At 71.0% G+C, this 13,080-nt stretch carries 14 protein-coding genes; 11 read left to right on the top strand and 3 right to left on the bottom strand.

The window, feature by feature from the left end:
* Positions 1-61 precede the first annotated feature (61 nt).
* On the top strand, positions 62-1,267 hold the full coding sequence (locus GH747_RS18830; protein ID WP_149771167.1) for an SPFH domain-containing protein: 1,206 nt from the start codon (positions 62-64) through the stop codon (positions 1,265-1,267).
* Positions 1,268-1,333: 66 nt separating this feature from the next.
* Positions 1,334-1,999: a hypothetical protein gene (locus GH747_RS18825; protein ID WP_149771166.1), complete on the top strand. Its 666-nt coding sequence runs from the start codon at positions 1,334-1,336 to the stop codon at positions 1,997-1,999.
* On the opposite strand, the gene GH747_RS18820 is transcribed toward GH747_RS18825, so the two are convergent.
* Entirely contained in the window at positions 1,953-2,477 is a 525-nt protein-coding gene (locus GH747_RS18820) for a YbhB/YbcL family Raf kinase inhibitor-like protein (RefSeq protein WP_149771165.1), read from the bottom strand. The genes GH747_RS18825 and GH747_RS18820 overlap by 47 nt on opposite strands.
* A gap of 67 nt (positions 2,478-2,544) precedes the next feature.
* Between GH747_RS18820 and GH747_RS18815 the strand changes: the two genes are divergently transcribed.
* Positions 2,545-3,027 (top strand): precorrin-2 dehydrogenase/sirohydrochlorin ferrochelatase family protein, encoded by a 483-nt coding sequence (locus GH747_RS18815; RefSeq protein WP_149771164.1) that lies wholly within the window; start codon positions 2,545-2,547, stop codon positions 3,025-3,027.
* The gene (locus tag GH747_RS18810) at positions 3,020-3,844 is read left to right on the top strand and encodes a TrmH family RNA methyltransferase (protein ID WP_149771163.1); all 825 of its coding nucleotides are present in this window, start codon (positions 3,020-3,022) and stop codon (positions 3,842-3,844) included. The genes GH747_RS18815 and GH747_RS18810 overlap by 8 nt, the downstream gene beginning before the upstream one ends.
* 581 nt (positions 3,845-4,425) lie before the next feature.
* On the opposite strand, the gene def is transcribed toward GH747_RS18810, so the two are convergent.
* Positions 4,426-5,007 (bottom strand): peptide deformylase, encoded by a 582-nt coding sequence (gene def, locus GH747_RS18805; RefSeq protein ID WP_149771162.1) that lies wholly within the window; start codon positions 5,005-5,007, stop codon positions 4,426-4,428.
* A gap of 157 nt (positions 5,008-5,164) precedes the next feature.
* Between def and GH747_RS18800 the strand changes: the two genes are divergently transcribed.
* The 6 genes from GH747_RS18800 (at position 5,165) to GH747_RS18775 (ending at position 11,518) form a co-directional block, all read left to right on the top strand.
* On the top strand, positions 5,165-6,487 hold the full coding sequence (locus GH747_RS18800) for an acyl-CoA dehydrogenase family protein (RefSeq protein ID WP_228553002.1): 1,323 nt from the start codon (positions 5,165-5,167) through the stop codon (positions 6,485-6,487).
* A gap of 26 nt (positions 6,488-6,513) precedes the next feature.
* On the top strand, positions 6,514-7,722 hold the full coding sequence (locus GH747_RS18795; protein WP_149771161.1) for an acyl-CoA dehydrogenase family protein: 1,209 nt from the start codon (positions 6,514-6,516) through the stop codon (positions 7,720-7,722).
* A 254-nt stretch (positions 7,723-7,976) separates the two neighbouring features.
* A complete protein-coding gene (locus GH747_RS18790) occupies positions 7,977-8,570 on the top strand; it encodes an ATP-binding cassette domain-containing protein (RefSeq protein ID WP_163695782.1) in 594 nt (197 codons plus the stop codon).
* Positions 8,567-10,639, top strand: coding sequence for a YhgE/Pip domain-containing protein (locus tag GH747_RS18785; protein ID WP_149771159.1), 2,073 nt, complete (start codon positions 8,567-8,569; stop codon positions 10,637-10,639). Before GH747_RS18790 ends, GH747_RS18785 begins: the two co-directional genes overlap by 4 nt.
* Positions 10,636-11,145 carry a MarR family winged helix-turn-helix transcriptional regulator gene (locus GH747_RS18780; protein ID WP_149771158.1) on the top strand — a complete coding sequence of 170 codons (510 nt, stop codon included), beginning with the start codon at positions 10,636-10,638 and terminating at the stop codon, positions 11,143-11,145. Before GH747_RS18785 ends, GH747_RS18780 begins: the two co-directional genes overlap by 4 nt.
* A 4-nt stretch (positions 11,146-11,149) precedes the next feature.
* Positions 11,150-11,518 carry an FKBP-type peptidyl-prolyl cis-trans isomerase gene (locus GH747_RS18775; RefSeq protein ID WP_149771157.1) on the top strand — a complete coding sequence of 123 codons (369 nt, stop codon included), beginning with the start codon at positions 11,150-11,152 and terminating at the stop codon, positions 11,516-11,518.
* 43 nt (positions 11,519-11,561) lie between these two features.
* On the opposite strand, the gene GH747_RS18770 is transcribed toward GH747_RS18775, so the two are convergent.
* On the bottom strand, positions 11,562-12,392 hold the full coding sequence (locus tag GH747_RS18770; protein WP_149771156.1) for a DUF427 domain-containing protein: 831 nt from the start codon (positions 12,390-12,392) through the stop codon (positions 11,562-11,564).
* A gap of 68 nt (positions 12,393-12,460) precedes the next feature.
* On the opposite strand from GH747_RS18770, the gene GH747_RS18765 reads away from it, so the two are divergent.
* Positions 12,461-12,937 carry a hypothetical protein gene (locus GH747_RS18765; protein ID WP_149771155.1) on the top strand — a complete coding sequence of 159 codons (477 nt, stop codon included), beginning with the start codon at positions 12,461-12,463 and terminating at the stop codon, positions 12,935-12,937.
* Positions 12,938-13,080 lie beyond the last annotated feature (143 nt).

The raw sequence follows: 13,080 nt of genomic DNA, 5'->3' as shown, positions 1-13,080 counted from the left end.
TCCGCGCGACCTGCCGGTGCGTTAGTGTCCGAGGCACCGCCCCCGAGGATCGAGGATCTCCATGGCAGCACTCATCATCCTGGCTCTGCTCGCTCTCGCCGTCGTCGTGGTCCTGGCGAAGTCGGTCCAGATCGTGCCTCAGGCTCGTGCCGGGATCGTCGAGCGCTTCGGGAAGTACCGCACGACCCTGTCAGCGGGGCTCAACGTCATCACACCGTTCGTCGACAAGGTCTCCTTCAAGATCGACCTCCGCGAGCAGGTCGTCTCGTTCCCGCCGCAGCCGGTGATCACCGAGGACAACCTGGTCGTCTCGATCGACACGGTCATCTACTTCCAGGTCACCAACCCGGTCGCCGCGACGTACGAGATCTCCAACTACATCCAGGCGATCGAGCAGCTCACGATGACGACGCTGCGCAACATCATCGGTGGCATGACGCTCGAGCAGACGCTGACGAGCCGCGACGAGATCAACTCGAAGCTGCGCGGCGTGCTCGACGAGGCCACGGGCAAGTGGGGCATCCGCGTCAACCGCGTCGAGCTCAAGGGTGTCGATCCGCCGCCCTCGATCAAGGACTCGATGGAGAAGCAGATGCGCGCCGACCGCGACAAGCGCGCCGCCATCCTGCAGGCGGAGGGTTCCCGACAGGCCGCGATCCTGACGGCCGAGGGCGAGAAGCAGTCGCAGATCCTGCGTGCCGAGGGTGACCGCGAGGCTCAGATCCTCAGCGCGCAGGCCAAGCGCGAGTCGCAGATCCTCACCGCGCAGGGCGAGGCCCAGGCGATCGCGACCGTCTTCCAGGCGATCCACGACGGTCAGCCCGACCAGTCGCTGCTCGCCTACCAGTACCTCCAGATGCTGCCGGAGATCGCCCAAGGCGACGCCAACAAGCTCTGGATCATCCCGAGCGAGGTCGGCGACGCGCTCAAGGGGCTCGGCGCCGCCATCGGGCAGATCCCGTCGTCGGTCGACGGCCCGCGCCAGCGCATCTCGTACGACGCACCGCCGATCGGCGGAGACGTCGGGGAGCCGGACCTGGCTGCTGCCCACCGGGCTGTCGACGAGGCGCTGGAGGCGGCGAAGGCGGCTGCCAGGCCGGACGTGCCCTCGTCGGTCGCCGCTGCCGCGTCCGACCAGCCGGCGATCTCCGGTCCGCTCGACCCCGCCGCAGGGGACGACGACACGGAGACGCCGCCGGAGCGCTGGGAGGACGACACGACCCGCCTGTGGGACGAGGGTCAGCCCCCGACTCCGCCTCACCAGTAGCGCCGTCGGCTGATCCGGCGCACACTGAGGGGAAGGTCATAGCCCAGCCCTCCCCAGGAGGCCGCCATGAGGTCTAGCAGCGTCCCCGAGCTCGTCCCCGTGCTCTCGCCCGGGAAGCACCGCAACCCCCGCAAGGGGGCGTGCTTCATGGAGTTCGCGTCGTATCTCGCCGGTGAGCGATGGAGTGACCAGCCTGCCTGCACCCATCCGCTCCTCGCCGGCCTTGCGCGGCTGGTGAACGACAACGTCAGCGACGTGACGCGACGGTCGATGGTCGAGCTGGTGCCGCGGGTGGTCGGGCTCAACAGCCCGGACCCGCGCATCCACGCTGCCATCTGCATCCGTACGGCGACGATCGCGCTGCCGCTGTCGCCACGTGCTCACCAACGTGCGCTCGCCGTGGGTCTGCTGGCCGTCGAGCGCTATCTGGAGGACAACGAGCTCACGCTCCCGGAGGAGTTCGAGCCGCTGATCGGTGACGCGTTCGCCCAGGCACCCGCCGCCGAGCAGTGGGCGCGCGGCTTCCGTCGAGGGCTCACGACGCACCCGAAGCACTTCGCGCGCCGGGCAGCGCCGCGGATCGTGCTCAACAGCGTCGACGGCGTCGTACGCTCCGTGTGCACCGACTCGGACACGGTGCTTCACCAGATGCTTGCCGACGCCATCGACGACTGCGAGCTGCTGATCAGTGCTGGTACGTCCCGAGAAGTGTCGCCCGCGCCAGTGTCTTGAACGCGAGGTTGAACGAGACCACGGCAGGGCTGACGCTCTCGTCGACGCCCAGGGTGTCTTCGCCGACGGCGTGCACCACGAAGTAGTACCGGTGCGGCACGTCGCCCTCCGGCGGTGCTGCGCCGCCGAAGTCGGCGGTGCCGAAGTCGGTGCGGACGTGGAACGCTTTGCCTGGCAGGTCGGTGCCTGAGCCTGCGCCGGCGTCCAGCGAGGTCACGTCGGCGGGGACGTCGACGAGGACCCAGTGCCAGAAGCCCGACGGCGTGGGCGCGTCGGGATCGAAGCACGTCACCACGAAGCTCTTCGTCTCCTCGGGGAAGCCCTCCCACGACAGCTGGGGCGAGGTGTTGCCCTTCGCGTGGACCTGCGCGTCACCCAGCGGAGCGCCGTCGGTGACGTCGGTGCTCGTGAGCGTGAAGGACGGCACGGGCGGCAGGTAGTCGTACGGGTTGGGGGCGGTCCGTCGTTCGAGGGTCATCGAGGCTCCTTCGCGGGGTTGACCGGTGGGGACCGACGGTACCGCGCGGCGGCGCTAGCATCGAGTCGTGAACCACGGACCCGGACTGTCGCACCCGCCGTACCCGTCCGGCCTGATCCTCGCCGGCCGCCGCGTGGTGATCGTCGGGGGCGGCCGGGTCGCCGCCCGCCGCCTGCAGGCGTTCATCGACGCCGGCGCGGCCGTGACGGTCGTGTCGCCCGAGGTCGATCCGGCGGTCCGCGAGGCGGCGAACGCCGGCACGGTGACCCTGCTCGAGCGCGAGTACGCCCCGGGGGACCTGTCCGCCGCCTGGTACGCGATGGCGTCCACGGACCGCCCCGCCGTCAACGCTGCCGTGCTCGAGGAGGCCACCGCGGCGCGCATCTTCTGCGTCCGCGCAGACGACGCCCCGCTCGGTACGGCCTGGACTCCCGCAGTCGGACACCACCAGGAGACCACGGTGGCCGTGCTCGCCAACCGTGACCCGGAGCGGTCCCGCCGCACCCGTGACCGGCTGCTCGAGGCGCTACGGTCGCCGATCGATGGCTGAGGTCGTCCCGATCGACACGGTCTCGATCAACGATGCGGCGGACCCTCGTCTGCGCGACTACGTCGACCTCCGCGATGTCCAGCTGCGCAAGCTCCTCGAGGCCGAGCGCGGCGTCTTCATCGCCGAGGGCGAGAAGGTCGTGCGCCGCGCGCTCGAGTCCGGTCATCGGGCTCGGTCGTTCCTGATGGCGCCGCGGTGGCTCGAGACGCTCGCCGACGTCCTGGAGGGGACGGACGCGCCCGTCTACGTGATGCCGGAGTCCGAGATCGAGAGCGTCACCGGGTTCCACGTGCACCGCGGGGCGCTCGCGAGCCTCTACCGCGCGCCGGTCCCGACGGTCGCCGAGGTGCTCGACCGCGCTCGCCGGATCGTCGTCGCCGAGGATCTGATGGACCACACCAACGTCGGGGCCGTCTTCCGCAGCGTCGCCGCGCTCGGGTTCGACGCGGTGATCCTGTCGCCGCGGTGCGCCGACCCGCTCTACAGGCGGGCGATCAAGGTGTCGATGGGGTCGGTCTTCTGGTTGCCGTACGCCCGTGTCGACGACTGGTACGCGTTCCCGGAGCTGCTCCGGGAGCACGGCTGGACGAGCCTCGCGATGACCCTGTCCGAGGACGCCCGCGACCTGCGTGAGCTCGCGGGCACGCCTGACCTGGGGGAGAAGGTCGCGCTGATGGTCGGCGCCGAGGGGCACGGTCTGTCGCCGCACTGGAGCCGCAGCGCCGACGTTCGCGTGACCATCCCGATGGCGGCCGACATCGACTCCCTCAACGTCGCGGCCGCGACTGCGGTGGCGTGCTGGGCGCTGGGCGGCTGAGACCCGCCCGGCGGCCGCGGCGGTTTCGCCCGGTGGTCGAGGCGCGATGCGATCGAGACCGGGTCTCGATACGCCCTCGCCCGGGGGCTCGGGCTGCTCGATCAGCGGCGGGTGACGGGGCGGTTTCGCCCGGTCGTCGAGGCGCGAAGCGATCGAGACCGGGTCTCGATACGCCCTCGCCCGGGGGCTCGGGCTACTCGACCAGCGGCGGGTGACGCGGCGGTGTCCCCCGGTGGTCGAGGCGCGAAGCGATCGAGACCGGGTCTCGATACGCCCTCGCCCGGGGGCTCGGGCTACTCGACCAGCGGTGGGTGACGCGGCGGTGTCCCCCGGTGGTCGAGGCGCGAAGCGATCGAGACCGGGTCTCGATACGCCCTCGCCCGGGGGCTCGGGCTGCTCGATCAGCGGTGGGTGACGGGGCGGTTTCGCCCGGTGGTCGAGGCGCGAAGCGATCGAGACCGGGTCTCGATACGCCCTCGCCCAGGGGCTCGGGCTACTCGACCAGCGGCGGGTGACGCGGCTCGGGCTACTCGACCAGCGGTGGGTGACGCGGCTCGGGCTGCTCGACCAGCAGCAGGCGCTCAGAGGTCGTGCGCGGAGCTGATGCGCGCGACGGCGGGCCAGTCGCTCGGGTAGTCCTCGGCGATGGCCTCGGCCTGCTTGTAGAGCTTCTTGCGAGCGCGGGCTGGGACGCGGTCGCCGAAGACGGTGCCCATCAGGTGGTCGGTCTCGTGCTGCAGGCAACGCGCGAGCGTGCCGCCCTCGCCGACGTAGGTCACCGGGGCACCCGTGTGGTCGGTGCCGTCGACGCGCGCCCAGTCGGGGCGCGCGCACCACGTGTAGGCGCCGGGGAGCGAGAGGCAGCCCTCCTCGCTGTCGTCGAGGTTCCGGTCGCCGGTCACCGGGAGGGTGAGCACGGGGTTGCAGACGACTCCCGCGACCCGCTTGTTGTCACCGTCCGTGCAGTCGAACACGAAGACCTGGAGGTCGACCCCGATCTGGTTGGCGGCGAGCCCGGCGCCGTCGGCGGCGTACATCGTGGCGAACATGTCCGCGACGAGCGCCTCGAGGTCGGCGTCGTACTCCGTCACGGGCTGGAGCTTGCGGTGCATGACCGGCTCACCCCAGCGGGTGATCGGGCGTGCGTTTCCTCCGGAGGGCATGGAGACGGACAAAAGGGGCTCCTTCAAGCGCTTTGTCGGCCGACGATCGCTGCTTCGAAGGGTATCCGACACTGTTTTCGCCCGATGGGTGCCCAAGAGTGCAACTCCCAGTTACAGTAGGAGCAGGTACTGTTTTCCACGACCACGAGGAGACGCTGTGACAGCGCACTCTGCGCGGCGAGACCCGATGAGCAAGGGTCTCGCCGTCCTCAACCGCATCGCCTCGATGCCGGTTCTCGATCGACTCAACCTGCGGGGGCCCTCCGAGAGCGTCGCCTACCACGGCGCGCGCGTCGGCTTCCGTACGGCGGCCGCCGTGAGCCGAGGCTTCAAGCGGATGCCCGGCCGCGGCACCGCCGTGCGCCCGGCGCCGGTCTCCGCGACCGGGGTGTTCGACCTGACGCCGACCGAGGACCAGCAGATGATGGTCGCGGTCGTCTCCGACTTCGCCGCCGACGTCGTCCGCCCGGCGGTCGAGAAGGCCGAGGAGGTCCTGGAGACGCCGACCGAGCTGTTCGCCCAGGCATACGAGCTGGGGCTGACGCTCACGGGTCTCCCCGAGGAGCTCGGTGGCCTGGACGCGGAGCGCTCGGCGACGACCGGCGCCCTGGTCGCCGAGGCCCTCGGCCGCGGTGACATGGGCATCGCCGCCGCGCTGCTCGCGCCCGGGTCGGTCGCCACCGCGATCGCGCTGTGGGGCGACAGCGCCCAGCAGGCGACGTACGTCCCCGCGTTCACGGGCTCCGACGTGCCGGCGGCCGCGCTCGCCGTCGCCGAGCCGCACCCCTTGTTCGACCCGTTCGCGCTGCGGACGACCGCGCGCAAGGTCCCCGGGGGCTACGTCCTCGACGGGGTGAAGTCCGGCGTCATCCGGGGCACGTCTGCCGAGCTGTTCGTCGTCGCGGCGCGCCTCGACGACGGCCGGCCGGGGCTCTTCGTCCTGGAGTCGAACACCGCGGGCCTCGCGATCGAGGTCGACTCGTCGATGGGTCTGCGCTCCGCCGCCTTGTCGCGCCTCGTCCTGGACGGCGTCTCGGTCGCTCCCGAGGCGCTGCTGCCCGAGAGCGTCGACGGCTACGCCGACAGCGTCCGGCTGGCCAGGATCGCCTGGAGCAGCCTGTCGCTCGGCGCGATGCGGGCGGTCCTCGACTACGTCACGCCCTACGTGAAGGAGCGCAAGGCGTTCGGCGAGCCCGTCGCGTACCGCCAGAGCGTGGCGTTCACCGTGGCCGACATGGCGATCGAGCTCGAGGGTGCGCGGCTCGCGACGCTGCGCGCCGCCTCGCGAGCGGATCTCGGCAAGTCGTTCGCCCGGGAGTCTGCGCTGGCGCGACGCCTGTGCTCCGAGTACGGCATGAAGGCCGGCACGGACGGCGTCCAGCTTCTCGGCGGGCACGGGTTCACCAAGGAGCACCCCGTCGAGCGCTGGTACAGGGACCTGCGGGCCGTCGGCGTCATGGAGGGCGGCCTCCTCGTCTGAGGAGGCTGCAGGAGGAGAGAGCACTCATGATCAATCTCGAGACGCCGAAGAAGTTCAGGACGTTCGTCGAGCAGGCGAACCGCGTCGCGACGGAGTTCCTGCGGGCCAACTCCCGCAAGTACGACCTCGCCGAGCACGCGTACCCGAAGGAGCTCGACATGCTCGCCGCCGTCGTCGACGGCATGAGCGACTCAGGGGAGGGGCAGGGGGCCGGCGCCACCGGCGTACGCCGTTCGTCCGACGACGGCGAGGGAGTCCGCAACGGCTCCAACATGTCGTCGGTGCTGTCGGTGATCGAGACCTGCTGGGGCGACGTGGGGCTCACGCTCTCGATGCCGCGCCAGGGCCTCGGCAACTCCGCGATCGCCTCGGTGGCGACCGACGAGCAGCTCCAGCGCTTCAAGGGCATGTGGGCGTCGATGGCGATCACCGAGCCCGACTGCGGGTCGGACTCGGCCGCGATCACGACCACGGCGGTCAAGGACGGTGACGAGTACGTCCTCAACGGCGAGAAGATCTTCGTCACCTCCGGTGACCGCAGTGATGCGGTGGTGGTGTGGGCGACCCTCGACAAGGCCCTCGGGCGTGCTGCGATCAAGTCGTTCGTCGTCCCGAAGTCGCTCCCCGGGATCCGTGTCGAGCGGCTCGAGCACAAGCTCGGCATCAAGTCGTCGGACACGGCGACGATCGTGCTCGACAACTGCAGGGTCCCCGCCGAGAACCTCCTCGGCGACCCGGAGGTCCACGCCGACAAGGGGTTCGCCGGCGTGATGCAGACCTTCGACAACACGCGGCCGCTGGTGGCCGCGATGGCCGTCGGCTGTGCCCGCGCCGCGCTCGACCGGACCCGCGAGCTCCTCGAGGAGGCCGGCGTCGAGATCGACTACGACCGGCCGATCCTGGCGCAGTCCGCAGCGGCGGCGACGTTCCTGCAGATGGAGGCCGACTGGGAGGCAGCACAGCTGCTCACCCTCGAGGCCGCCTGGATGGCGGACAACCGCCTCCCCAACTCCCTCGAGGCGTCGATGGCGAAGGCCAAGGCCGGCCGCGTCGGCAACCAGATCACGCTGCGGTGCGTCGAGCTCGCCGGGACGCTCGGGTACGGCGAGGACGAGCTCCTCGAGAAGTGGGCGCGCGACTCCAAGATCCTCGACATCTTCGAGGGCACTCAGCAGATCCAGCAGCTGATCGTCGCGCGCCGGGTCCTCGGTCTCACGTCGGCGGAGCTGCGCTGACGTCCCGCGGACCACGCTCGACGACGCGGTGACTCCGTGTCGAGACCCCGCCCCCGGCTCTCGACACGGGTGCCACGACAGGTGGCAACGAACAGCCCCGGCCTCCCGCCGGGGCTGTTCGCTGTGTGCGCCGCCACGGAAACCCTTGCGTCGTGCGGCACCGGTCCTCCCGGCGGTCGGTGCCGTGATCACCTATACCGGAGGTACGCGGACGTACACCGGAGGTGGTCTGGGTGGAGCTGGAGGCACGTGGCGTGGCGGTCAGGGCCACGCACGGGATGATGCTCGAGCCGACGTCGGTGACGGCGCGCTCGGGAGAGGTGACGGTGGTCGCGGGGCCGCCGGGATCGGGGCACGTGGCGCTCGCGCTGGTCCTCGCCGGGCGGCTCGTGCCGACGACCGGGCGCGTGCGGCTCGACGGCGAGTCCCGACCGGATCGGATCCCGGAGGTCGTCGCAGTCGTGGACTGCCCCGGCGTCTCCGAGCCCGAGGAGGCCGTCCCGCTCGGGACGGCGGTGGGGGAGGAGCTGGCGTACGCGCACGCGTCGAACACGCCCCGGGCCATCACTCGCTACCTGCACTCGCGCGGTGTCTCGCACCTGGCGCAGACCCGGGTCGCCGAGGTGCCCGGTGACATCCGGATCAGCCTCTTCGCCGAACTCGCCGCCATCAGGCCCGGTGTCGAAGGGCTCGTGCTGGTGTGCCCGGACCGGTACGGCGCCACCGCGCGCCACTGCTCCGATGTCGCCGACAGCCTGGCCGAGGCCGGGTACGCCGTGGTTCTCCAGCTGATGGGGAACACGGCGATGGGCCTGGACGTGGAGACGGCCCGGATGGGGGTGGCATGACCGCCGCGCTCCGGATGGCGTGGACCGAGGTCCGCCGCCTCACCACCGGTCGCCTACCGCGGCTGGCGATCCTCGCGCTCGTGCTGATCCCGTCGCTGTACGCCGGCTTCTACCTGTGGGCGAACCACGACCCGTACGCACGGCTGGCGTCGCTCGACGCAGCGCTCGTCGTCGACGACCGTCCGGCGAAGACCGCGCAGGGAGAGACGATCGACGTCGGCAACGAGGTAGCGGACGACCTCGTGGCGGACGGGACGTTCACCTGGCACCGCGTCAGCGACGCCGAGGCCGAGGCGGGGGTCAGGGACGGCACCTACAGCTTCTCGTTGACCATCACGGAGGACTTCTCGTCAGCACTCGCCTCCACCTCGGACTTCGAGCCCGAGCGCGGAACCCTCGTCCTGACGACGAACGACGCCAACAACTATCTCGCGCACACGATCGCGGACCAGCTCCTCCTCCGGGTCAGCGGCTCCATCGCCGAGCGGGTGAGCGAGCAGGCTGCGTCGACCTTCCTGCTCGGCTACTCCACCCTGCACGACCAGCTGAAGCGCGCAGCGGACGGCGTCACCGAGCTGACGAACGGGCTGTCCGAGGCCGCGTCGGGGGCCGACACGCTGCACGACGGGGCCGCCCGGCTCGCCAGCGGCGAACGGAGCCTGGTCAACGGTCAGGAGGAGCTCGCCGACGGCGTCGCCGAGGCCGACGCGGGTGCCGGGCGGCTCGCGACCGGTGCCGCGACGCTCGCGTCGGGTCTCGGGACGCTCGAGTCGCGCACGACCGCCCTCCCGTCGCAGACGAAGGCGCTCTCGCAGGGCGCTCGTCAGGTGGCGGACGGGAACGCCCGGCTCGCCGAGGTCGGTGACGAGGTCGGTGACGTCGCCGACGACCTCGAGGACAGCCTCGACACCGTGCGCGCCGAGATCGTGACCCAGCTGGCCGACCCTGCCCTCGGGCTGACCCCCGCGCAGCAGCAGGAGGTGATCGCGAACCTCGACACGTTGCGCGAGCCGCTCGAGGACGCGCACGACCAGATCGACGGCGTCGTGCGTGACCTCGATCGCCTTCGAGACGGCTCCGACCAGGTCGCGGACGGGGCGCGTCGCCTCCACCAGGCGTCGCGGCCACTGGTCCGAGGCATCACCGAGGCGCACGACGGCAGCGTCGAGCTGCGCGACGGGACTCGTACGCTCGCAGGCGGCCTCGATGCCGCCCGCAGCGGGAGCAGCCGGCTGGTCGAGGCGCAGCGCACAGCGGCGCGCGGCGCCTCGCAGCTCGAGGAAGGGTCCGGGACTCTGGCGACCGGGATCGATGAGGCGCACGACGGCGCGAAGAGCCTCGCGGACGGCCTCCGCTCGGGGCTCGGCCAGGTGCCTGATCTCGCCGACGACGACCGCGAGGACATGGCGCAGACGCTCGCGTCGCCCGTGACGACGAAGAACGTGTCGCAGGCGGACGCGGGGTCGTACGGCGGTGGGCTCGCACCGTTCTTCATGGGCCTGGCGGCCTGGATCGGGGCGTACGTGATGTTCCTGATCGTCCGCCCGCTGTCCCGTCGCGGGCTGGCAGCGCGACGGTCCCCGGCCCTCGTGGCGCTCGCGGGATGGTTCACGCCCGCGTTGCTGAGCGCGTTCCAGGTCCTCGTCATGCTCGGCATCATCCGGCTCGCGGTCGGGATCGACTTCGTGAACGCCTTGAAGGTCGCGCTGTTCCTCCTGCTCGTGGGGGCGTGCTTCGTCGCGATCGTCCACGCGCTCAACGTGTGGCTCGGCGCGGTCGGGCAGCTGATCGGTCTCGTGCTCCTGGTCGTCCAGCTGGTCAGCGCGGGCGGGACCTTCCCGTGGCAGACGCTGCCCGAGCCGCTGCAGGTGGTGCACCACCTGATGCCGATGAGCTACGCGATCGAGGGCATGCGACATCTGATGTACGGGGCGTCGCTCGGGCCGGTCCCTGGTGATGTCGCCGTACTCGGGGGCTATCTGCTCGCTAGTCTTGCCCTGACCGCGTGGGCAGCCCGCGTCCAACGGACGTGGACCCCTTCCCGTATCGAACCGGAGCTGGCCCTATGACGACCACGCCCCAGCAGCCGTCCTCGGACGTCGACCAAGACGTCGAGTACGAGATCACGCGACTCCTGCGGCGCTCGCGGCTCCGCGGTCTGGGCACGATCTCGCACATCCACCCCGACCTCGACTTCGCCTCGTACCTCCTGCTGATCGCCATCGTCGACGCACGACCGGGTCTCGCGCAGGGCATCCGCGGGTCCGACCTCGCCGAGACGATCAGCGTCCACAAGTCGACGGTGAGCCGCAGCGTCGCGCAGCTCGAGCGGCTCGGCCTGGTGGAGCGCGACCCGGACCCGACCGACGGGCGCGCCCGGTTGATCTCGCTGACCGCGATCGCACGCGAACGCCTGAGCGAGGTCAGGGCGATGCGGCGCGCCAAGCTCGCCCAGGCGGTCGAGGACTGGACCGTGGAAGACCTCGACACTCTCGCGTCGCTCCTCGGCCGCCTGAACGCCGGTCTCGAGCGGCCCAGCGTCGACACGCGGTCCGGCAAGGATCTGGGATGGTAGGGGCATGAGCAATCTCGAGAAGCCAGTCATCGAGTTCCCCGAGGGCGACGAGCCCGCGGATCTCGACATCCTCGACATCGTGGTGGGCACCGGCGAGGAAGCCAAGCCGGGCGACTATGTGACCGTCCACTACGTCGGCGTCAAGTTCCGTGACGGAGCCGAGTTCGACGCCTCCTGGAACCGCGGCGAGTCGATCCGGTTCCCGCTGCAGGGGCTGATCCAGGGATGGCAGGAAGGGATTCCCGGCATGAAGGTCGGGGGCCGGCGCCAGCTCAACATCGCGCCCCACAAGGCCTATGGCCCTCCCGGTGGCGGTCACCCCCTCTCGGGCGAGCCGCTGATCTTCGTCATCGACCTGCTGGGCGTCGGCTGACCCGCCGTCTCCGAACCTGACCGGGTGCCCGTGCGGCGCCCGGTCAGGACCACGGCGTGACCGGCCGGTCCAGCGGCACGCCGTCGACGACGCGGTCGACACGCTCGTCGAAGAACGCGACCAGGTCCCGGACAGGCAGTGCGTCGTGGCGGGGCTCGGCGTACGACCACGCGATGTTGCGATGGGTCTTGGCCTCGGTCGTGGCGGACCAGTACGCAGCGGTGCCCTTGTAGGCGCAGACCGACGTCGTCTCCGTCGGCGTCAGCAGATCCTGGCTCACGTCCTCCCACGGCAGGTAGTAGCGGACGGGCAGCCACGTCTCCAGCAGCATCACCGGCCGCCGGCTGTCGGCGAGCACCTGCCCGTCCACGGAGATCACGACGTGCCGTGAGCTGCGCAGGCAGTCGATCCTGGAGAACGGGTCGTGCGGGTGCCCGACCATCTCCTCGTCCTCCTCGAACCAGGCGTCGAACGCTGCCCAGTCGAGGACGACGTGGTCACGCAGCGCGGGGTCGTCCGGCGCGAACGCCGCGCCGGGAAGGCTGCGCGAAGCGGTCCGTACGTCGTACGCGGAGCCGGCGGTCGTGTGGACGCCGAACCCGCTGCTCGGGTCGAGGACGGGCGGCATACCCGCGTCCATGCGCACCGCGTGCTCGTGCGCCTCGTGGCTGCTCGGCGGCTCGAGCGACGCCGCGAGGTCGCTGACGGGAACCGCGTACGAGGCGACCACGCGCCGCGGCTCCCAGACGAGCACCGCCGACGTCGTGTCAACGATCGTCGCACCGTCCACCGACGCGCGCACCCGCTGCGGGACTCGGTGCACACGCAGCTCCGACATCGAGGCGGCGTTGGCCTCGCGTACCCAGATGGCCATGGTCCAGTATGCGTCCGACCCGGCGGTGTCACAGGGTTCTGAGGGGTCCGCCGGTACGGTGGGAGGCGATGAGCATCTTCTCGGGACGTTCTCCTCTCCGTGCTGCCCCGGCGTTGGGCGGTGCGATCGCCGTGCTGCTCACCCTGTCCGGCTGCTCCGGAGATGACGACTCACCGTCGTCCGGCCCGACCACGGCGGCGCCGCCGTCGTTGAGCAGCCTCGGAGAGCTGGACGGCCTCACGATGATCGACACGTCGTGGGAGGAGTTCCGTACGGCGAAGGTCACCGAGGTCACCGGCCGGCCCGACGCACGCGCGGTGGACGTCGCCTTCGAGGCGAGCGACGCCGCCTGCGAGGCCCTCGCCGGCTACGCGTCGCAGCGTGACGAGGACGAGGTGCGCGTCACCATCGTGATCGGTCAGCAGGAGGGCTGCGAGCCTGGTGCGGTCGTCGCCGCGAAGACGTCGGTCCCGCTCGCCCGCCCGCTGGGTGACGCGCAGCCGGTCGCGTCCGCGTACTCGAAGGAGTCGATCGAGATCGGCTGAGCCCGATCCGGGAGCGAGAGCGGTCTTCTCCCGCTGGTTGAGCGAGCGTTCTTCTCCCGCTCCCGCTGGTTGAGCGAGCGGTCTTCTCCCGCTCCCGCTGGTTGAGCGAGCGCTCTTTTCTCCCGCTGGTTGAGCGAGCGCAG

The sequence above is a fragment of the Mumia xiangluensis genome (assembly GCF_010994095.1).
Classification (GTDB): Bacteria; Actinomycetota; Actinomycetes; order Propionibacteriales; family Nocardioidaceae; genus Mumia; species Mumia xiangluensis.
This window is presented reverse-complemented; position numbering and strand designations above follow the sequence as displayed.